Here is a 20307-nt window from a genome sequence, read left to right as displayed (position 1 = left end):
GTCACCAGACGGCTGGATCGTCTTATTTTTTGTCGGATGTGTCCAGTGTCCTGTATCGGAAGCGAGGCTTAGTCTCTAAAGGTCTGATCCCTCCAACAATAAAGAAAAGGTGCCGCATGATTCCCAGAACCTTGTTCAGCTCCGAGCACGAATTGTTCCGCGACAGCGTACGAACATTCCTCGAAAAAGAGGCCGTGCCGTTCCATGGGCAATGGGAAAAACAAGGCTACATCGACCGCAAACTGTGGAACAAGGCGGGGGAGGCGGGGATGCTGTGCTCGCACCTGCCGGAGGAATACGGCGGGTTGGGGGCGGACTTTCTTTACAGTGCGGTCGTGATCGAAGAAGTAGGGCGGCTGGGCCTGACCGGCATCGGTTTCTCGCTGCATTCGGACATTGTTGCGCCGTACATCCTGCATTACGGCAGCGAGGCGCTGAAGCAGAAGTACCTGCCGAAACTGGTGTCCGGCGAGATGGTCACCGCGATCGCCATGACTGAACCGGGTGCCGGTTCCGACCTGCAAGGGGTCAAGACCACGGCGGTGCTGGATGGCGACGAATATGTGATCAACGGCTCGAAAACCTTTATCACCAATGGCTTCCTGGCGGATCTGGTGATCGTTGTCGCCAAGACCGATCCCAAGGCCGGCGCCAAGGGCACCAGCCTGTTTCTGGTGGAGTCGAACACGCCGGGCTTCGACAAGGGCAAGCGCCTGGAGAAGGTCGGAATGAAGGCGCAGGACACGTCGGAATTGTTCTTCCAGGACGTGCGAGTGCCGAAAGAAAACCTGCTGGGTCAGGCCGGGGCAGGGTTTGCCTATCTGATGCAGGAACTGCCGCAGGAGCGTCTGACCGTGGCGATTGGCGGTCTGGCTTCAGCCGAGGCGGCGCTTCAGTGGACGCTGGATTACACCCGCGAGCGCAAGGCGTTCGGCAAGTCGATTGCCGACTTCCAGAACACCCGCTTCAAACTGGCGGAAATGGCCACCGAGATTCAGATCGGCCGGGTGTTCGTCGACCGCTGCCTGGAGCTGCATCTGCAAGGCAAGCTCGACGTGCCGACGGCGGCGATGGCCAAGTACTGGGGCACCGACCTGCAATGCAAGGTGCTCGACGAGTGCGTGCAGCTGCATGGCGGCTACGGTTTCATGTGGGAATACCCGGTGGCCCGGGCCTGGGCGGATGCGCGGGTGCAGCGGATCTATGCCGGCACCAATGAAATCATGAAGGAGATCATTGCGCGGTCGCTTTGAGTTTTGCAGTGAGTGTGATCGTTCCCACGCTCTGCGTGGGAATGCCGCCATTGACGCTCTGCGTCCGCTTTGGGAGTGACGCGGAGCATCGCGGTATGCGTTCCCACGCTGAGCGTGGGAACGATCATCGTCCTGGATCACGGCGCCGGGTTCGGATGATCCTTGTGAATCGCTTCGATCCCTTCCAGCACTTCCTTCGACAGTTTCAGCTCGTAGCTGGCGATGTTGCTGTCCAGTTGCTCCAGCGTTGTCGCTCCGATGATGTTGCTGGTGACGAACGGTTGCTGATTCACAAAGGCCAGGGCCATTTGTGCCGGATCCAGGCCGTGTTCACGGGCAAGCGCCACGTAACGGCTGCAGGCCGCCTCCGATTGCGGGTTGAAATAGCGGCTGAAGCGGCTGTAGAGGCTCAGGCGGCCTTTCGGCGGACGCGCCCCACCTTCGTACTTGCCCGACAGGAAACCGAACGCCAGCGGCGAATAGGCGAGCAGGCCGCACTGTTCACGGATGGCGATTTCCGCCAGGCCGATCTCGAAACTGCGGTTGAGCAGGTTGTACGGGTTCTGAATCGACACGGCGCGCGGCCAGCCGCGGGCTTCGGCGAGGGCGAGAAAGCGCATGGTGCCCCACGGGGTCTCGTTGGACAGGCCGATGTGACGGATCTTGCCGGCCTTCACTTGCTCATCGAGCGCTTCGAGGGTGTCTTCGAGCGGCGTCAGGTTGGCTTCGGTCTGGTGCTTGTAGCCCAGTTGTCCGAAAAAGTTGGTGCTGCGCTCCGGCCAGTGCAATTGATACAGATCGATGTAGTCGGTCTGCAGGCGCTTGAGGCTGGCGTCCACGGCCTCGGTGATGTGGTGGCGGTTGTGGCGCAGGTTCTTGTCGCGGATGTAGTCGATGGTGTTGCCGGGGCCGGCGATCTTGCTGGCGAGAATCCAGTCGGCGCGGTCGCCACGGCTCTTGAAGTAATTGCCGATGTAGCGCTCGGTGGTGGCGTAGGTTTCGGCTTTCGGCGGCACCGGGTACATCTCGGCGGTGTCGAGGAAATTGATCCCGGCCTCTTTTGCCCGTTCGATCTGGGCGAAGGCTTCAGCTTCAGTGTTTTGCTCGCCCCAGGTCATGGTGCCGAGGCAGATTGCACTCACGTTCAGGTCGGTACGGCCTAGCTGGCGATAGTCCATCGGGTGCTCCTTGGGCAAAACAAGCATAAAAGCAGGTTGAAATTTTTTTCGCAATCTGCATAATTGCCGACCTCTTTCTGCAGTGGAAGTGATGCGCCGCCGCCGAAGAATCTTGCCGTTGAACGGACGCGCCGACCCGAGCCCCCGAAAGCGTCTGTATCCGGCTGCCTTTGACTTGTCAAAGTACGCACTATTCAGTAAGATCCGCCGTCTTATTTACAGGCGGCCCCTGAGGCTATAAAGAATGAAAACTTTTACTGCTAAACCGGAAACAGTAAAGCGCGACTGGTTTGTCGTCGACGCTGCTGGTCAGACCCTGGGTCGTCTGGCCACCGAAATCGCGAGCCGTCTGCGTGGCAAGCACAAGCCTGAGTACACTCCTCACGTTGACACCGGCGACTACATCGTCGTAATCAACGCCGAGCAGATCCGTGTTACCGGTGCTAAAACCACTGACAAAATGTACTACTCCCACTCCGGTTTCCCGGGCGGCATCAAGTCGATCAACTTTGAAAAGCTGATCGCCAAGGCCCCTGAGCGCGTGATCGAGACCGCGGTTAAAGGCATGCTGCCTAAAAACCCACTGGGTCGCGACATGTACCGTAAGCTGAAAGTCTATGCGGGCGCTGCACACCCTCATACTGCTCAGCAGCCCCAAGAACTGAAGATTTAACGGAATAGTTCATTATGTCGGCGACTCAAAATTACGGCACTGGCCGTCGCAAGACCGCAACCGCACGCGTTTTCCTGCGTCCGGGTACTGGTAACATCTCCATCAACAACCGCTCCTTGGACACGTTCTTCGGTCGCGAAACTGCCCGCATGGTAGTTCGTCAGCCGCTGGAACTGACTGAGACTGTCGAGAAGTTCGACATCTACGTCACCGTCATCGGTGGTGGTGTAAGTGGTCAAGCTGGCGCAATCCGCCACGGCATCACTCGCGCTCTGATGGACTACGACGAAACCCTGCGTAGCGCTCTGCGCAAAGCTGGCTTCGTTACCCGCGACGCCCGTGAAGTTGAACGTAAGAAAGTTGGTCTGCGTAAAGCGCGTAAGCGTCCGCAGTACTCGAAGCGTTAATTTCGCTTCCACGTTCAAAAAGAACGCCCGATTCCTCACGGAACCGGGCGTTTTTTTATGCGTGCGATTTCTTGAATAATTGCGCTGTGACAACTTGCCACATTCGTAGACCCCCTATACTACAAGGCTTGAGGGCCAGCCCTCCGGGTAATTACCTTGTCAGAATTGGGGGTTTTCATTACCATTCGGCAAAATTTTTATAAGTACATAGTTTCAATTTAGTAGACGCCTGATTTAACAGGCCACAAAGCTGATGGGAGAGGACTGAATGAGCAATGACGGCGTGAATGCAGGCCGGCGTCGCTTCTTGGTAGCAGCCACATCCGTGGTGGGTGCTGCAGGAGCGGTGGGGGCTGCGGTCCCGTTCGTGGGGTCATGGTTTCCCAGTGCCAAGGCGAAGGCTGCCGGAGCACCGGTGAAAGTGAATGTCAGCAAAATCGAGCCAGGACAGCAGATGATTGCTGAATGGCGCGGCCAGCCGGTGTTCATTGTCCGCCGTACCGAGGAAATCCTGGGGAATCTCAAGAAGATCGAGGGCCAGCTCTCCGATCCGACCTCCAAAAACTCCACGCAACCCACTTATGTCGACCCTGAAGTGCGTTCGATCAAGCCGGAAATCCTCCTGCTGATCGGGATCTGCACTCACCTGGGTTGCTCACCGACCTTCCGTCCCGAAGTGGCACCCGCAGATCTGGGCAAAGACTGGGTAGGCGGCTATTTCTGCCCTTGCCACGGTTCCCACTACGATCTGGCTGGCCGCGTCTACAAGTCGCAACCTGCGCCTTTGAACCTGCCAGTACCCCCGCATTCCTATGAGACCGATGACCTGATTGTCATTGGCGTCGATACGGAGAAAGCGTGATGAGCAAGTTCATGGATTGGGTTGATGCGCGCTTCCCCGCCACCAAGATGTGGGAAGACCATCTCAGCAAGTATTACGCTCCAAAAAACTTCAACTTCTTCTACTTCTTCGGCTCGCTGGCGCTGCTCGTTCTGGTCAACCAGATCGTCACCGGTGTCTGGCTGACGATGAGCTACACCCCGTCGGCGGAAGAGGCGTTCGCCTCCGTCGAATACATCATGCGCGACGTCGAGTACGGTTCGATCCTGCGCCTGCTGCACTCCACCGGCGCTTCGGCGTTCTTCATCGTGGTCTATCTGCACATGTTCCGTGGCCTGCTCTATGGTTCGTACCAGAAACCGCGCGAGCTGGTGTGGGTCTTCGGGATGCTGATCTACCTGGCGCTGATGGCCGAAGCCTTCATGGGTTACCTGCTGCCGTGGGGCCAGATGTCCTACTGGGGTGCCCAGGTTATCATTTCGCTGTTCGGCGCGATCCCGGTCATCGGCAACGACCTGACCCAGTGGATCCGCGGTGACTACCTGATTTCCGGGATCACCCTGAACCGCTTCTTCGCCCTGCACGTGGTTGCCCTGCCGATCGTGATTCTCGGTCTGGTGGTGCTGCACATCCTGGCGCTGCACGAAGTCGGTTCGAACAACCCGGACGGCGTGGACATCAAGAAGCACAAAGACGAAAACGGTATCCCGCTGGACGGTATCGCCTTCCACCCGTACTACACCGTAAAAGATATCGTCGGCGTCGTGGTGTTCCTGTTCATCTTCTGCTTCATTGTGTTCTTCTTCCCGGAAATGGGCGGTTACTTCCTCGAAAAGCCTAACTTCGAGCAAGCCAACCCGTTCAAGACCCCTGAGCACATTGCACCTGTCTGGTACTTCACACCGTTCTACGCAATCTTGCGTGCGGTCCCTGACAAGCTCATGGGTGTTATCGCCATGGGGGCGGCGATTGCGGTGCTGTTCGTCCTGCCGTGGCTCGACCGCAGCCCGGTCAAGTCGATGCGCTACAAAGGCTGGATGAGCAAGATCTGGCTGGTGGTGTTCTGCATTTCGTTCGTGATCCTCGGCATTCTGGGTGTTCTGGCCCCGACGCCAGGCCGTACGCTGCTGTCGCAGGTCTGCACCTTCCTGTACTTCGCCTACTTCATTCTGATGCCGTTCTACACCAGGCTCGAGAAGACCAAACCGGTTCCGGAAAGGGTGACTGGCTGATGAAAAAGTTATTTTTTGCTCTGATTTTTGCTGCTCTGCCAGTGCTGTCTTTCGCGGCCGAACACGGTGGTCCGGAACTGGAAAAGGTCGACATCGACGTTTCCGACAAGGCTGCCTTGCAGGATGGTGCGCGTACCTTCGCCAACTATTGCATGGGTTGCCACAGTGCCAAGTTTCAGCGTTACGAGCGTGTGGCCGATGACCTCGGCGTTCCGCACGAACTGATGCTGGAGAAACTGGTGTTCACCGGCGCCAAGATCGGCGATCACATGAACATCGGCATGCAACCGGCCGACGCCAAGACCTGGTTCGGCGCAGCGCCGCCGGACCTGACCCTGGTGGCTCGTGTTCGCGGCACTGACTGGCTCTACGGTTACCTCAAGTCGTTCTACGAAGATCCTGCACGTCCATGGGGCGTGAACAACAAGGTCTTCCCGAACGTCGGCATGCCTAACGTGCTGGTCGGCCTGCAAGGTCGTCAAGTCGTAGGTTGCAAACAGGTGCAGATCGTCGAAGACGGCAAGAAGCAATATGACCCGCTGACCGGTACGCCTCTGACTCATGAAGCGTGCGATCAGCTGACCATCGTGCCGAAAACCGGAACCCTCAACGAAGAGCAGTTCGATGAGAAGGTCAAGAATCTGGTAACCTTCCTGGCTTACTCGGCTAACCCGGTTAAGCTGCAACATCAGCGCATCGGTACTTACGTCTTGTTGTACCTGGCGTTCTTCTTTGTGTTCGCCTACCTGCTCAAGCGTGAATACTGGAAAGACGTGCACTGATAACGCTTCAAGCAATTGCTGTTAATCGCGCGCGCCCAAGGGCGCCTCTGAAACGCAACGCCTGGTTCGCCAGCCGTTGCGGGAGGCGCCCTCTGGGCGCGCGCGTTTTTCCGGCTCCGACTATTTCAACAAGCGAGGAGGATCGCCATGGGCGTGACCAATCGGTTGGCCTGTTACTCCGACCCCGCCGACCACTATTCCCACCGAGTGCGCATCGTGCTTGCAGAGAAGGGTGTCAGCGCCGAAATCATTTTTGTGGAGGCTGGTCGTCAGCCGCCTAAACTGATTGAAGTGAACCCTTACGGCAGTCTGCCCACGCTGGTCGATCGTGACCTGGCGTTGTGGGAGTCGACCGTGGTGATGGAATACCTGGATGAGCGTTACCCGCATCCGCCATTGATGCCCGTGTACCCGGTGGCGCGTGCCAACAGCCGTCTGCTGATTCACCGCATTCAGCGTGACTGGTGTGGTCTGGTGGATCTGATTCTGGATTCGCGCACCAAGGAAGCGGCCCGTGCCGTGGCGCGCAAGGAATTGCGCGAAAGCCTGACGGGCGTGTCGCCGCTGTTTGCCGACAAGCCGTTTTTCCTCAGTGAGGAACAAAGTCTGGTGGATTGCTGCCTATTGCCAATACTCTGGCGTTTGCCGATTCTGGGTATAGAACTGCCGCGGCCGGCCAAGCCGCTGCTTGATTATATGGAGCGTCAGTTTGCGCGTGAGGCTTTCCAGGCGAGTCTGTCTGGTGTCGAACGCGACATGCGCTAAGGCTTAAGGAGCCGCTATGAACTCCAGTCGACCTTATCTGGTCCGCGCGCTCTACGAGTGGATTGTGGATAACGATTGCACCCCGCACATGCTGGTCAATTCCGAGTACCCGGCGGTGCAGGTGCCACAGGGCTTTGCCAGTGACGGGCAGATTGTCCTGAACATTTCGCCGAGTGCCGTGCGGCACTTGCACATGGACAACGACGTTGTGACCTTCGAAGGTCGCTTCGGTGGCGTCCCGCACAGTCTGTACGTGCCGATTGCTGCAATCCTGGGGATCTATGCCCGGGAGAACGGTCAAGGCATGGTGTTCGATCTGGAGTCGCCGATGGATGACGAAGACGAGATCGAGCAGGATGACGATGTTCCGCCACCGGACAGCGAGCCGCCGCGCCCAAGCGGCCGGCCAAGCCTGAAAGTGGTGAAGTAATAAAAAAGGCGATCCGGTTGGATCGCCTTTTTTGTGCCTGCGTTTTGCGGGTCAGTCGATGTATTCGAACAGCTTCACAATCTTCTGTACGCCGGAAACGCCCTGAACCAGGTTGGTCGCCTGGGCGGCTTCCTGTTTGGTCAGCAGGCCAAGCAGGTAAACGATGCCGTTCTCGGTCACGACCTTGATCCGCGAGCCGGGAATGCTGGCGTCGGTGAGCATCTGGGTCTTGATCTTGGTGGTCAGCCAGGCATCGTTCTGGCGGGCCAGCAGGGAGGAGGGCTGCAACACTTGCAGTTCGTTATGGACCTTTTTCACGCGCTGAACGTTGGCGGCGGCCTGTTCGGCCTTTTCCTTGAGGTCTGCGCGCGGGGTCTGGCCAGCCAGCAAAACGACGCCGTTGAAGCTGGTGACGACGATGTGCGAGTCGTTGTCCAGGGCCGGATCGGCCTTGGCCACGTTGACGCCGACTTTGGTTTCGATCAGCGAGTCATCGATCTTGCTGCCGAAAGTGCGGGTGCCGCGGTCGTCTTCGATCGGCGCTTCACGGCTGGCATTCACCACCGAGGTGCAGCCGCTGATGCCGAGGCACAGGGTCAAGGCCAGAAGGCCAAGGCGATTAGGGGTCATTCTTCACTCCCGAACAGTTGGCTGTCGATCAGATCGCAAAGGCAATGGATCGCCAGCAAGTGGACTTCCTGAATACGTGCGGTGACGTTGGCCGGTACGCGAATCTCGACGTCTTCGGGCAGTAGCAGCGAAGCCATGCCGCCGCCATCGCGTCCGGTCAATGCTACGACAATCATTTCGCGATCATGTGCGGCCTGGATCGCCTGAATAATGTTCGCCGAGTTGCCGCTGGTCGAAATCGCCAGCAATACGTCACCCGGCTGGCCGAGTGCGCGGATCTGCTTGGAGAACACTTCGTTGTAGCTGTAGTCGTTGGCGATCGAGGTGATGGTCGAGCTGTCGGTGGTCAGCGCGATCGCCGGCAGGCTAGGGCGCTCGCGCTCAAACCGGTTGAGCAGCTCCGAGGAGAAGTGCTGGGCATCGCCGGCCGAGCCGCCGTTGCCGCATGAGAGCATTTTCCCCTCATTGAGCAGTGCGTTGACCATCACCTGGCTGGCTTGCTCGATGTGCGGTGCAAGTACGTCCATCGCCTGTTGCTTGGTGTCGATGCTGGCCTGGAAAAGCTGGCGAATTCGGGATTGCATGTCCATCTGTGTGACCTTAATTAGCGCGGCTGTCCGGCACGTGAATGTGCAGCCCGCAAAGCAAAGAGCAAAAGTGTTGAGTGAAAGTGTCCGGGTCGGAGCAGGCGGTCAACTGTCGAACGCATTCTGCAACCAGTTCAGCTGACCCTGGTGGCTGTCGATGGCCACCACGTCGAAGCGGCAGGGGGAATTGGCCCAACGCGACTCGCGCTGAAGAAAATACTGTGCGGCGAAAATCAGTTTCTGCCGTTTGCGCCCATCGATGCTGTCGAGTGCGCCACCCCATTGAGTGTTCTTTCGGTAACGGACTTCGACGAATACTACTGTATCGCCATCAAGCATGACCAGATCAAGCTCACCGCGTTTACATAACCAGTTCTGCGCCAGCAGGCGCAGACCCTGGTGTTGCAAATGCTCGAGCGCCTGACGCTCGGCATCCTTGCCGCTTTGCAGGTGTGACCTGTCGGGCATCAGCGTGGAGTGTCCGGCAGGCGCTGGATTTGACCGCTGACGAACTGTGCCCATGGCAACTGACGGACGACGCGTTGGGACTGGGTCATTCCCAGGCTGCCCGACTGGCCTTCGATGCGGCTGTCCGGCAATGCTTTCAGTTGATCCAGACGTGGCGCCAGACGATAGGCATCGACGCCCATCGCATACAAGCGACCGAGGCTACCGGCAGCTTGTGGCCATTGCGCGGTGACCTGCTGACGCAGCGGATCGCTGGTTTCCAGCAGCCACGGGGTTTCGCAGAAGCGCACGCCGTTCATGTCGTTGTACTGGTTCACGTCACCGCTGGCGCTGAACACGTGGGAGGTCGCATAGACCGGCACGTCACCGGCGTACTGAAAGTTCAGGGTCGGCTTGATCTGCTGCGCCTGCTGAGGGGTGGCGGCGAGGAAGATGAATTCGATGTCCTGGCGACGCGAAGGCTGGGCGGCAACGTTGGTGCCGGCAGCATTCTGCAGGCTCTTGGCGCGAGCTTCGCTCTGACGCAGCTGGAACATGTCGGCGATCTGCTGGGCCAGTTGCACCGGCTGGTCGACGCGTTCGGTGGCGACAATGCTGCCGCCGTTGGCTTGCCAGTCCTGGCTGAAAGCACGCAGGACGCGGTCGCCCCATTCGCCTTTCGGCACCATGATGGCGGCGCGATGCAGACCGTCGGCACGGGCGCGGCGTGAGACTTCGCGGGCTTCGTCTTCAGCGGCCAGACCGAACTGGAACAGCTGCGCCGGACCTTGATCGCCTTCGCTGTAGTTCAGGGCGAGGGTGGTGATCGGCAGTTGCGGGCGAGTGCTCAACTGTTTGACCAGCGGTTTCTCCAACGGGCCGACGACCAGTTGCACGCCATCGGCCTGGGCCTTGCGGTAGAACTCGTCGAGGTTGGTCAGTTTCGAGCTGTCATAGAACTCGATGGCCGGCGGTTTCTGACCGGCTTGCTGAGCCTGATAGTGCGCGGCCATGAAGCCGTCACGCAGGGCCTTGCCGACCGAGGCCAGTTGGCCGTCCTGCGGCAGGAGCAGGGCGATCTTGCTCAGGGGCTGGCTGGCCAGTTCCTTGAGTTTGGTCAGGGGCAGCGGCAGGTTGATTGCGGCTGGATGCTTTGGATGCTGGTTGCGCCAGTTGTCGATGGCGGCTTGCTGCTGTTCCAGGGTGCCGGCGGTTTTCACCGCCAGGGCCAGGCTCATCCAGCCGCCGAGGTCATCGGTGGTGTTCGCTTGCAGTTGATCGGCCGGCAGCGACGCAATCAGGGTCCAGATCGCTTCGTGGTTCTTGCTGGCAGCTTCGCCTTCCAGCATCGGCGCGATGAAGATGCGCTCGCGGGCGGCGGCCAGGGTCTGACCGTCGGCTTCAAGGGCGCGGGCGTGAACGGTGCCGGCGCGAACTTGCAGCGGTACCGACATTTCGCTCAGGCGTTGCAGGCTTGGATGGCTCAAGGCAGTCAGCGCGGCTTTCGGCTGGTTGCGAGTCATGGCCAGCTCAGCAGACAGCGTGCTGGCAAATGCCTGCTGGCCCGGCTGGAGTTGCTCCATCGGCACTTGCTGCAGGATTTGCGCGGACTGTCCGGCATTGCCTTGGCGGTACGCCATGTCTGCCGCACTCAAGCGCAGCAGTGCAGCCTTGTCCGGCGATTTGGCCTGGGCAGCCTGTTCGAGCAATTGCTCGATGGTGGCATCCGGGGTCCGTGGAAGTTCGCCAAGGCTGGAGGAAAGGGAGCTGGCGCAAGCCGCCAGCAAGGCAGCGAGGCAGAGGGCAGTGAACAGCCGCAGGCAAGCGATCATGTAAGTGTTCCTGATACTCGATCAAATTAGCGTCGAATTGTACCCAAGCACTGGCCGGGGCGCGATGTTACTGGCGTGAAACCGTCAATTTAGCTGATACAAAGAGTGCGCAGCCTCACAATGGTGCGACAAACCGTGTCCGACCCGGGCGCGTCGACCGGCGCACGACGCGCTACAATGGCGGCTTTTACCGATCATGAGGTGTGCGCTTTGACTGCTCCAGGTCCTTTGAATTCCGCTGCGGGCTCGCTTTATGTGGTGGCGACGCCCATCGGCAACCTGGATGACATCAGCGCCCGGGCGTTGAAGATCCTGCGCGAGGTGGCGCTGATCGCAGCCGAAGATACGCGCCATTCCCAGCGCCTGATGCAGCACTTTGGCATCTCCACGCCGCTGGCAGCCTGTCATGAACACAACGAGCGGGATGAGGGCAGTCGCTTCATTACCCGTCTGTTGGCGGGCGACAACGTCGCACTGATTTCTGATGCCGGTACGCCGCTGATCTCCGATCCCGGTTATCACCTGGTGCGTCAGGCGCGTGCGGCCGGGATCAATGTGGTGCCGGTGCCAGGTGCGTGCGCGTTGATCGCGGCGTTGTCGGCTGCCGGTCTGCCATCCGACCGCTTTATCTTCGAAGGTTTTCTGCCGGCCAAGGCTGTGGGGCGCAAAGCACGCCTGGAAGCCATTAAAGAAGAGCCGCGCACGCTGATTTTCTACGAGGCGCCGCATCGCATTCTGGAATGTCTGCGGGATATGGAAGCGGTGTTCGGCGCTGATCGTCCGGCATTGCTCGCTCGTGAAATCACCAAGACCTTTGAAACGCTCAAGGGCTTGCCGCTGAGCGAGTTGCGGGCATTCGTCGAGGCCGACAGCAATCAGCAGCGTGGCGAATGCGTCGTGGTGGTGGCGGGCTGGACCGCGCCGGAGTCTGAAGATGCCGTCAGCAGCGAGGCGATGCGCATCCTCAACCTGTTGCTGGAAGAGATGCCGCTCAAGCGTGCGGCGGCTCTGGCGGCGCAAATCACCGGTGAGCGCAAAAACGTGCTGTATCAGGTGGCGCTGGACCGGCAAAAAGACGCGTAACCCGTCGCGCAGACCGGTTTGCGGGCTATTAGCGCTTGTTCTTCGGCCGCTCTGCCGTTAACCTGCGCGGCGGAGAGTCGATCGGACAGTCGCTGCCCTCTATGAAAATTAGGGGGGGGAGGAAAGTCCGGGCTCCATAGGGCGAAGTGCCAGGTAATGCCTGGGAGGCGTGAGCCTACGGAAAGTGCCACAGAAAATAACCGCCTAAGCGCTTCGGCGCCGGTAAGGGTGAAAAGGTGCGGTAAGAGCGCACCGCACGTCTGGCAACAGTTCGTGGCTAGGTAAACCCCACTTGGAGCAAGACCAAATAGGGTCCCAAGGCGTGGCCCGCGCTGGGACCGGGTAGGTTGCTAAAGATGTCCAGTGATGGCCATCGTAGACGAATGACTGTTCAAGACAGAACCCGGCTTACAGATCGACTCTCCACCTTTTTCTTTTCCCTGCTTGAATTAAAGGCGACAGGGCTGTTTATTATCAGCAGGCCTGCGCTGAAACCGGCAGCGGCAAACGCAGTAATAGCCATTTCCCACCGTGCTTCAATCAACAGCAGAAGCGCTTTTGTAATACCGAAAAAATCTTACTCTTAACAAATTACTTTAACTTTCGAGCGCAGCTTTCAGTGCTGCTTCAAGTTATTGGATAAAAGCATCCGCCAGATTCTCGTTGCTCCTCCTTTTATGCTCCTAAATCTCCGTTCTGTAAGGGTTTTCCTTTAATCCGCGCCTTGACGGTGTGGTGGGCGCATTCCTATAGTGTGCGCAAGTGGCGGAAAGTGGCATGAAGTGGGTTTTTTGAGCTCAAAACGATAAAAATTGGAGAAACGCAGACGTGTTTCGCGGAGCTAACGCTATCAGTCTCGACGCAAAGGGCCGTCTCGCCATGCCGAGCCGGTACCGTGACGAGCTCGATTCGCGCAGTTCCGGCCAGTTGATCGTGACCATTGATGCCGTTGATCCATGTTTGTGTGTCTACCCGCTCGATGAGTGGGAAATTATTGAAACCAAGTTGCGCGCGCTCCCTTCGCTTCGCGAAGAGAACCGTCGTCTGCAACGTTTATTGATTGGTAATGCCGTTGACCTCGAGCTCGACGGCAGTGGTCGTTTCCTGGTGCCGCCGCGCCTGCGCGAATACGCGAAGCTCGACAAGCGCGCGATGCTGGTGGGCCAACTGAACAAGTTCCAACTGTGGGACGAAGATGCCTGGAATGCGGTTTCTGCCGCTGACCTGGCTGCCATACAACAACCGGGCGCCATGCCTGACGAACTGCGTGATCTGATCCTGTGACTATTGATAGCGGCTTTAACCACATCACCGTACTGCTTGACGAAGCCGTCGAGGCTCTCGCCGTACGTCCTGATGGCTGCTATCTGGACGGCACGTTCGGGCGCGGCGGGCACAGCCGGTTGATCCTGAGCAAGCTCGGGCCGGATGGTCGGCTCATCGGATTCGACAAGGATCCTCAAGCGATTGCCACCGGGCAAACGCTGGCGGCCGAAGACGGCCGCTTTGTCGTTGTGCAGCGCAGCTTTGCCGAGCTCGGTTCGGTCGTTGCCGAACAGGGGCTGGCCGGCAAGGTCAGCGGCATTCTGCTGGATCTGGGCGTGTCTTCGCCGCAGCTCGATGATGCCGAGCGTGGCTTCAGCTTCCTCAACGATGGCCCGCTGGACATGCGCATGGATCCGTCCCGTGGCATCAGCGCAGCCGAGTTCGTCAATACCGCGCCAGTGGAAGAAATCGCCCGTGTTTTCAAGGAATACGGCGAAGAACGTTTCTCCGGCCGCATGGCCCGTGCCGTGGCCGAGCGTCGTGACATCACGCCGTTCGAACGCACCGCCGATCTGGCCGAAGTCCTGAAAGTCGCCAACCCTGCGTGGGAAAAGGGCAAGAACCCGGCAACCCGCGCTTTCCAGGGCCTGCGAATTCACGTCAACAACGAACTGGGCGATCTGGAAGCGGGTCTTGAAGCCGCGCTCGAATGCCTGGAAGTGGGCGGTCGTCTGGTCGTGATCAGCTTCCACTCGCTGGAAGACCGTATCGTCAAACTGTTCATGCGCAAGCTGGTGAAAGGCGAAGCCGACAACCTGCCGCGCAACCTGCCGGTTCGCCACGTTGCGTTCGAACCGAAAATCAAAGTCCATGGCAAAGCGCAGACGGCCTCCGACGCCGAACTCAAAGCCAACCCACGTTCCCGTAGCGCCGTCATGCGCGTCGCGGAGAAGCTGCGGTGAGCAAGCTTTTCGCCAAGCCACTGCCCGGCGGCAGCTTTTTCATGCTGCTGCTGTTCATCGGCGTGCTCGTGTCGGCCATCGGCGTGTCTTACAGCGCCCACTGGAACCGGCAGTTGCTCAACACCCTGTACAACGAACTGAGCGTGCGCGACAAGGCGCAGGCCGAGTGGGGGCGCCTGATCCTGGAGCAAAGCACCTGGACCGCCCACAGCCGGATCGAAGTGCTGGCCACTGAACAACTGAAGATGCACATCCCAGGCGCAGCTGACGTGAAGATGGTGGCGCCATGATGAAACTCGAGGGGGCTCTCTTCCCGTGGCGTTTCCGTCTGATGGTGGCACTTCTCGGCGTGATGGTCGCGGCGATCTGCTGGCGCATCATCGACCTGCAAGTGGTTGACCGTGACTTCCTCAAAGGTCAGGGCGATGCGCGCAGTCTTCGGCACATTCCGATTCCGGCTCACCGTGGTCTGATTACCGACCGTAACGGTGAGCCTCTGGCCGTGAGTACCCCGGTGACCACGCTGTGGGCGAACGCCAAGGAAATGCAGACCGCCAAAGAGAAGTGGCCTGCGCTCGCTGCCGCGCTGGGGCAGGATCCGAAAGCCCTGGCCGAACGTCTCGAGGCCCAGGCCAACAAAGAATTCATTTATCTGGTGCGCGGGTTGACCCCTGAGCAGGGCCAGGCCGTGCTCGACCTGAAAGTGCCGGGCGTCTACGGCATCGAAGAATTCCGCCGGTTCTATCCGGCCGGTGAAGTGACGGCGCACATGGTCGGGTTCACCGACATCGATGACCACGGTCGTGAAGGCGTCGAACTGGCCTACGATGAATGGCTGGCCGGCGTGCCCGGCAAGCGGCAAGTCATCAAGGATCGGCGCGGACGGCTGATCAAGGATGTCCAGGTCACCAAAAACGCCAAGGCCGGCAAGCCCTTGGCGTTGTCGATTGACCTGCGCCTGCAATATCTGGCCAACCGTGAGCTGCGCAACGCGATCATCGAGAACGGCGCCAAGGCCGGCAGTCTGGTGATCATGGACGTGAAGACCGGCGAGATTCTCGCCATGGTCAACCAGCCGACCTACAACCCGAACAACCGTCGCAACCTGCAACCGGCGATGATGCGTAACCGCGCGATGATCGACGTGTTCGAACCCGGTTCGACCATGAAAGCGATCTCGATGAGCGCCGCGATCGAAACCGGCCGCTGGAAACCGAGCGACACCGTCGAGGTGTATCCGGGCTCCCTGCAGATCGGCAAGTACACCATCAAGGACGTATCGAAGACCGAAGGTCCGGTGCTCGACCTGACCGGCATTCTGATCAATTCCAGTAACGTCGGCATGAGCAAGGTCGCGTTCGATATCGGCGGCGAAACCATTTTCCGCCTCGCACAGAAAGTCGGCCTCGGCCAGGACACCGGCCTCGGCTTCCCGGGCGAACGTGTCGGCAACCTGCCGAACTACCGCGAGTGGCGCAAGGCCGAGACCGCAACGCTGTCGTACGGCTACGGTATTTCGGTGACGGCAATTCAGCTGGTGCACGCGTTCTCGGCGCTGGCCAACAACGGTCGTCTCGCACCGCTGACTCTGATCAAAACCGACAAGGCGCCGCAAACCACCCAGGTGCTGCCGGAAGCCGTCGCGAAAACCATGCAAGGCATGCTGCAACAGGTGATCGAAGCCCCGCGCGGCGTGTTCCGTGCGCAGGTGCCGGCGTATCACGTGGGTGGCAAGTCCGGTACCGCGCGTAAAACATCGGTCGGCACAAAGGGCTACGCCGAAAACTCTTACCGCTCGCTGTTCGCCGGTTTCGGCCCGATGAGCGATCCACGTTATGCAATCGTCGTGGTGATCGATGAACCGACCAAGGCCGGTTACTTCGGTGGTCTGGTCTCGGCGCCGGTGTTCAGCCGTGTGATGTCGGGCACCCTGCGCCTGATGAACGTCACCCCGGACAACCTGCCGACCACACAACAGGCCAACGCCACCCCGGCCGTTCCGCTGAAAGCCAATGGAGGGCGCGGCTGATGTCTCTGAGTCTGAACAAGATTTTCCCCCACGCCGGCCACGATCTGTTGATCCGTGAACTGGCGCTCGACAGCCGTAACGTTCGCGCGGGTGACCTGTTCCTTGCCGTGCCGGGCGGCAAGTTCGACGGGCGTGCGCACATCGCCGACGCCTTGCAGCGCGGTGCTGCTGCCGTGGCTTATGAAGTGGAAGGCGCCACCGTGCTGCCGATCACCGAAGTGCCGCTGATTCCGGTCAAGGGCCTGGCAGCGCAGCTGTCGGACATCGCCGGGCGTTTTTACGGTGAGCCGAGTCATCACCTGAACCTGATCGGCGTGACCGGCACCAACGGCAAGACCAGCGTGACCCAACTGGTGGCGCAGGCGCTGGACCTGCTCGGCCAGCATTGCGGCATCGTCGGCACCTTGGGCTCCGGTTTCCATGGCGCGCTGCAAAGCGGCCTGCACACCACGCCGAATCCGATCGCCATGCAAGCGACGTTGGGCGACCTGAAAAAGGCCGGCGCCAAAGCCGTGGCCATGGAAGTCTCGTCCCACGGTTTGGATCAGGGCCGGGTCACCGCGCTGGCGTTCGACGTGGCGGTGATGACCAACCTGTCCCGCGATCACCTGGATTACCACGGCACCATGGAAGCGTACGCCGAGGCCAAGGCCCGGCTGTTCGCCTGGAATGACCTGAAGTGCCGCGTGGTCAACCTCGACGACGATTTCGGCCGGCAACTGGCCGTTGAAAAGCGCGAGTCGCGGCTGATCACTTACAGCCTCCTCGACAGCAGCGCCTACCTCTATGTGCGTGAAGCGCAGTTCGACGACCATGGCGTGCGCGCCACGCTGGTCACGCCGCAGGGCGAGCACCATCTGCGCAGTACGCTGCTCGGTCGTTTCAACCTGAGCAACGTACTCGCCGCCGTCGGCGCCTTGCTCGGTCTGGACTACGCCCTCGACGAAGTTCTCAAGGTGTTGCCGAAGCTCGAAGGCCCGGCCGGACGCATGCAGCGTCTCGGCGGTGGCACTCAGCCGCTGGTGGTGGTCGATTACGCCCACACCCCGGACGCGCTGGAAAAAGTCCTGACCGCATTGCGCCCGCACGTCAAAGGCCAATTGCTGTGCCTGTTCGGCTGCGGCGGTGACCGCGATCGCGGCAAACGTCCGCTGATGGCCGAGGTGGTTGAGCGTCTGGCCGACCGCGTGCTGGTGACCGATGACAATCCGCGCACCGAAGATCCGGCGGTGATTTTCGATGACATCCGCGCTGGCTTCACGGCTGTGGATAACGTGACGTTCGTGGCTGGCCGTGGCCAGGCCATCGCGCAACTGATTGCCGGCGCTTCGGCGGATGACGTGATCGTTCTGGCCGGCAAAGGTCACGAGGACTATCAGGAAATCAACGGCGAGCGCCATGCGTTTTCCGATCTGGTCGAGGCTGATCACGCCCTGACCGCGTGGGAGGTGGCCCATGCTTAAGGCCCTGAAACTCAGCGAACTGACCAACGCGCTTGACGCCCGTCTGGTCAGCGCCGACGCCAGTTTTGACGGCGTGAGCATCGACAGCCGCGCGATCAAGGCTGGCCAACTGTTTATTGCCCTGACCGGCCCGCGTTTCGACGGTCATGACTATCTGAATGAAGTCGCCGCCAAAGGCGCCGTTGCGGCATTGGTCGAGCGCGAAGTCGCCGACAGCACGCTGCCGCAATTGCTGGTCAAGGACACCCGCCAGGCCCTCGGCCAGTTGGGTGCCTTGAACCGTGCCGCGTTCACCAAACCGGTCGCGGCCGTTACCGGTTCCAGCGGCAAGACCACGGTCAAGGAAATGCTCGCGAGCATCCTGCGCACGCGCGGCTCGGTGCACGCGACCCGTGGCAACCTGAACAACGACCTCGGCGTACCGCTGACCCTGCTCGAACTCGCCCCGGAACACAGCGCGGCAGTGATCGAACTGGGTGCCTCGCGCCTGGGTGAAATCGCTTACACCGTAGGGCTGACCAAGCCGCACGTGGCGATCCTCAACAACGCCGGGACCGCCCATGTCGGTGAGTTCGGCGGGCCGGAGAAAATCGTTGAAGCCAAAGGCGAAATCATCGAAGGGCTGGCGGCCGACGGCGTCGCCGTGCTGAACCTCGATGACAAGGCGTTTGGTATCTGGAAGACCCGCGCCGGCGCCCGCAAGGTGCTGACGTTTGCCTTGAGCAACACTCAGGCGGATTTTTACGCCAGCGACCTGGCTACCGATGCCCTCGGCTGCCCGGCGTTCAACCTGCACAGTCCTGAAGGTGTGGAGCGGGTTCAACTGAACCTGCTCGGCACCCACAACGTCGCCAACGCCATGGCCGCCGCCGCTGCCGCTCACGCACTGGGCGTGTCGCTGTTCGGCATCGCCACCGGGCTTGGCGCGGTACAACCGGTCAAGGGTCGCACCGTCGCGCAACTGGCTAAAAACGGCATGCGCGTGATCGATGACACTTACAACGCGAACCCCACCTCGATGTGCGCGGCCGTTGATATACTCGCCGGCTTTTCCGGCCGCACCGTCCTGGTGCTCGGGGATATCGGCGAGTTGGGCGACTGGGCGGAGCAGGGGCACCGCGACGTGGGCGAATACGCCCGAGGCAAGGTTTCCGCGCTATACGCCGTCGGGCCGAACATGGTCCACGCCGTGAACGCATTCGGTAACGAGGCGCATCACTTCGGCACCCAAGCCGAACTGATCCAGGCCCTCGACGCCGAGCAGGACAAAAACACCACCATTTTGATCAAGGGTTCGCGCAGCGCAGCGATGGAAAACATCGTTGCGGCCCTGTGCGGGTCCAGTCTGGAGAAACATTAATGCTGCTGCTGCTAGCGGAGTATCTGCAACAGTTCTACAAAGGCTTCGCGGTCTTCCAGTACCTGACCCTGCGCGGGATCCTCGGTGTGCTGACCGCGCTGGTCTTGTCGCTGTGCTACGGCCCGTGGATGATCCGCACCCTGCAGAACCGTCAGATCGGCCAATCGGTTCGTAACGACGGCCCGCAATCGCACCTGTCCAAATCCGGTACGCCGACCATGGGCGGCGCGCTGATCCTGTCTTCGATCGGTGTCAGCACCCTGCTGTGGGCTGACCTGAGCAACCGTTATGTGTGGGTCGTGTTGCTGGTGACCTTGCTGTTCGGCGCCATCGGCTGGGTCGACGACTACCGCAAGGTGATCGAGAAGAACTCCCGTGGTCTGCCGAGTCGCTGGAAATATTTCTGGCAGTCGGTGTTCGGCCTCGGTGCGGCGATCTTCCTTTATATGACTGCCAGCACTCCGGTGGAAACCACCCTGATCCTGCCGATGCTCAAGGACTACAGCATTCCGCTGGGCGCCGGTTTCATCGTGCTGACGTACTTTGTGATCGTAGGCTCGAGCAACGCGGTCAACCTCACCGACGGCCTCGACGGTCTGGCGATCATGCCGACCGTGATGGTCGGCGGTGGCCTGGGCATCTTCTGCTACCTGTCGGGTAACGTGAAATTCGCTGAGTACCTGCTGATCCCTTACGTACCGGGCGCAGGCGAACTGATCGTGTTCTGCGGCGCACTGATCGGTGCCGGCCTGGGCTTCCTGTGGTTCAACACCTACCCGGCGCAAGTTTTCATGGGCGACGTCGGCGCACTGGCGCTGGGCGCGGCCCTGGGCACCATCGCGGTGATCGTCCGTCAGGAAATCGTCCTGTTCATCATGGGCGGCGTGTTCGTGATGGAAACCCTGTCAGTCGTCATTCAGGTTGCCTCCTTTAAGCTGACCGGTCGCCGTGTGTTCCGCATGGCACCGATTCACCACCACTTTGAACTCAAAGGCTGGCCCGAGCCGCGCGTGATCGTCCGTTTCTGGATCATCACCGTGATTCTCGTGCTGATCGGCCTTGCCACCCTGAAGCTGAGGTAGAACGA

General features: G+C 60.1%; 21 protein-coding genes and 1 other RNA gene. 17 read left to right on the top strand and 5 right to left on the bottom strand.

The genetic code is table 11. The annotated features are described in order from the left end of the window. Positions 1-116 precede the first annotated feature (116 nt). A complete protein-coding gene (locus ABFB52_RS24240; RefSeq protein WP_085745359.1) occupies positions 117-1253 on the top strand; it encodes an acyl-CoA dehydrogenase family protein in 1137 nt (378 codons plus the stop codon). Between the two features lie 137 nt (positions 1254-1390). Here the strand turns inward: ABFB52_RS24240 and ABFB52_RS24235 are convergent, their stop codons facing one another. Continuing rightward, complete coding sequence (locus ABFB52_RS24235; RefSeq protein ID WP_085745358.1) at positions 1391-2431, bottom strand: NADP(H)-dependent aldo-keto reductase; 1041 nt, start codon at positions 2429-2431, stop codon at positions 1391-1393. A gap of 244 nt (positions 2432-2675) precedes the next feature. On the opposite strand from ABFB52_RS24235, the gene rplM reads away from it, so the two are divergent. The 7 genes from rplM to ABFB52_RS24200 all read left to right on the top strand — a co-directional run bounded on the left by rplM (position 2676) and on the right by ABFB52_RS24200 (position 7561). Further along, positions 2676-3104 (top strand): 50S ribosomal protein L13, encoded by a 429-nt coding sequence (gene rplM, locus ABFB52_RS24230; RefSeq protein WP_003228062.1) that lies wholly within the window; start codon positions 2676-2678, stop codon positions 3102-3104. A 14-nt stretch (positions 3105-3118) separates the two neighbouring features. Next, positions 3119-3511: a 30S ribosomal protein S9 gene (rpsI, locus tag ABFB52_RS24225; RefSeq protein WP_007956794.1), complete on the top strand. Its 393-nt coding sequence runs from the start codon at positions 3119-3121 to the stop codon at positions 3509-3511. Positions 3512-3779: 268 nt separating this feature from the next. Next, positions 3780-4373 (top strand): ubiquinol-cytochrome c reductase iron-sulfur subunit, encoded by a 594-nt coding sequence (gene petA, locus ABFB52_RS24220; RefSeq protein WP_007917031.1) that lies wholly within the window; start codon positions 3780-3782, stop codon positions 4371-4373. Continuing rightward, a complete protein-coding gene (locus ABFB52_RS24215; protein ID WP_007956792.1) occupies positions 4373-5584 on the top strand; it encodes a cytochrome bc complex cytochrome b subunit in 1212 nt (403 codons plus the stop codon). Before petA ends, ABFB52_RS24215 begins: the two co-directional genes overlap by 1 nt. Next, complete coding sequence (locus tag ABFB52_RS24210; RefSeq protein ID WP_007956790.1) at positions 5584-6366, top strand: cytochrome c1; 783 nt, start codon at positions 5584-5586, stop codon at positions 6364-6366. Before ABFB52_RS24215 ends, ABFB52_RS24210 begins: the two co-directional genes overlap by 1 nt. A 147-nt stretch (positions 6367-6513) precedes the next feature. After that, a complete protein-coding gene (locus ABFB52_RS24205; RefSeq protein WP_011335872.1) occupies positions 6514-7131 on the top strand; it encodes a glutathione S-transferase N-terminal domain-containing protein in 618 nt (205 codons plus the stop codon). Between the two features lie 16 nt (positions 7132-7147). Then, the gene (locus tag ABFB52_RS24200) at positions 7148-7561 is read left to right on the top strand and encodes a ClpXP protease specificity-enhancing factor (RefSeq protein ID WP_007956787.1); all 414 of its coding nucleotides are present in this window, start codon (positions 7148-7150) and stop codon (positions 7559-7561) included. Positions 7562-7612: 51 nt separating this feature from the next. Here the strand turns inward: ABFB52_RS24200 and ABFB52_RS24195 are convergent, their stop codons facing one another. From ABFB52_RS24195 to ABFB52_RS24180, 4 genes are all read right to left on the bottom strand, one after another. Next, positions 7613-8191 carry a BON domain-containing protein gene (locus ABFB52_RS24195; RefSeq protein ID WP_011335871.1) on the bottom strand — a complete coding sequence of 193 codons (579 nt, stop codon included), beginning with the start codon at positions 8189-8191 and terminating at the stop codon, positions 7613-7615. After that, positions 8188-8781: a phosphoheptose isomerase gene (locus ABFB52_RS24190; RefSeq protein ID WP_007928463.1), complete on the bottom strand. Its 594-nt coding sequence runs from the start codon at positions 8779-8781 to the stop codon at positions 8188-8190. Before ABFB52_RS24190 ends, ABFB52_RS24195 begins: the two co-directional genes overlap by 4 nt. A gap of 102 nt (positions 8782-8883) precedes the next feature. After that, positions 8884-9246: a YraN family protein gene (locus ABFB52_RS24185; RefSeq protein ID WP_007956783.1), complete on the bottom strand. Its 363-nt coding sequence runs from the start codon at positions 9244-9246 to the stop codon at positions 8884-8886. Next, on the bottom strand, positions 9246-11057 hold the full coding sequence (locus ABFB52_RS24180) for a penicillin-binding protein activator (RefSeq protein WP_129973048.1): 1812 nt from the start codon (positions 11055-11057) through the stop codon (positions 9246-9248). Before ABFB52_RS24180 ends, ABFB52_RS24185 begins: the two co-directional genes overlap by 1 nt. Before the next feature lie 177 nt (positions 11058-11234). Here ABFB52_RS24180 and rsmI point away from each other — a divergent pair, with 177 nt between their 5' ends. From rsmI to mraY, 9 genes are all read left to right on the top strand, one after another. Further along, positions 11235-12140 carry a 16S rRNA (cytidine(1402)-2'-O)-methyltransferase gene (gene rsmI / locus ABFB52_RS24175; protein WP_085745355.1) on the top strand — a complete coding sequence of 302 codons (906 nt, stop codon included), beginning with the start codon at positions 11235-11237 and terminating at the stop codon, positions 12138-12140. A 73-nt stretch (positions 12141-12213) separates the two neighbouring features. Then, an RNA gene (gene rnpB, locus ABFB52_RS24170) (RNase P RNA component class A) lies at positions 12214-12567 on the top strand. Positions 12568-12968: 401 nt separating this feature from the next. Continuing rightward, positions 12969-13424 carry a division/cell wall cluster transcriptional repressor MraZ gene (gene mraZ / locus ABFB52_RS24165; protein WP_007917012.1) on the top strand — a complete coding sequence of 152 codons (456 nt, stop codon included), beginning with the start codon at positions 12969-12971 and terminating at the stop codon, positions 13422-13424. A gap of 2 nt (positions 13425-13426) precedes the next feature. Beyond that, complete coding sequence (gene rsmH, locus ABFB52_RS24160; RefSeq protein ID WP_102687561.1) at positions 13427-14368, top strand: 16S rRNA (cytosine(1402)-N(4))-methyltransferase RsmH; 942 nt, start codon at positions 13427-13429, stop codon at positions 14366-14368. After that, on the top strand, positions 14365-14658 hold the full coding sequence (gene ftsL, locus ABFB52_RS24155) for a cell division protein FtsL (protein WP_007956777.1): 294 nt from the start codon (positions 14365-14367) through the stop codon (positions 14656-14658). The genes rsmH and ftsL overlap by 4 nt, the downstream gene beginning before the upstream one ends. Further along, on the top strand, positions 14658-16397 hold the full coding sequence (locus ABFB52_RS24150) for a penicillin-binding protein 2 (protein WP_170929382.1): 1740 nt from the start codon (positions 14658-14660) through the stop codon (positions 16395-16397). Before ftsL ends, ABFB52_RS24150 begins: the two co-directional genes overlap by 1 nt. After that, entirely contained in the window at positions 16397-17860 is a 1464-nt protein-coding gene (locus ABFB52_RS24145; RefSeq protein WP_129973047.1) for a UDP-N-acetylmuramoyl-L-alanyl-D-glutamate--2,6-diaminopimelate ligase, read from the top strand. The genes ABFB52_RS24150 and ABFB52_RS24145 overlap by 1 nt, the downstream gene beginning before the upstream one ends. Then, on the top strand, positions 17853-19220 hold the full coding sequence (gene murF / locus ABFB52_RS24140; RefSeq protein WP_129973046.1) for a UDP-N-acetylmuramoyl-tripeptide--D-alanyl-D-alanine ligase: 1368 nt from the start codon (positions 17853-17855) through the stop codon (positions 19218-19220). The genes ABFB52_RS24145 and murF overlap by 8 nt, the downstream gene beginning before the upstream one ends. Further along, complete coding sequence (gene mraY, locus ABFB52_RS24135; protein ID WP_007956769.1) at positions 19220-20302, top strand: phospho-N-acetylmuramoyl-pentapeptide-transferase; 1083 nt, start codon at positions 19220-19222, stop codon at positions 20300-20302. The genes murF and mraY overlap by 1 nt, the downstream gene beginning before the upstream one ends. Positions 20303-20307 lie beyond the last annotated feature (5 nt).

Source organism: Pseudomonas sp. 9.2(2024), assembly GCF_039695385.1.
Lineage (GTDB): Bacteria > Pseudomonadota > Gammaproteobacteria > Pseudomonadales > Pseudomonadaceae > Aquipseudomonas > Aquipseudomonas paraglycinae.
This window is presented reverse-complemented; position numbering and strand designations above follow the sequence as displayed.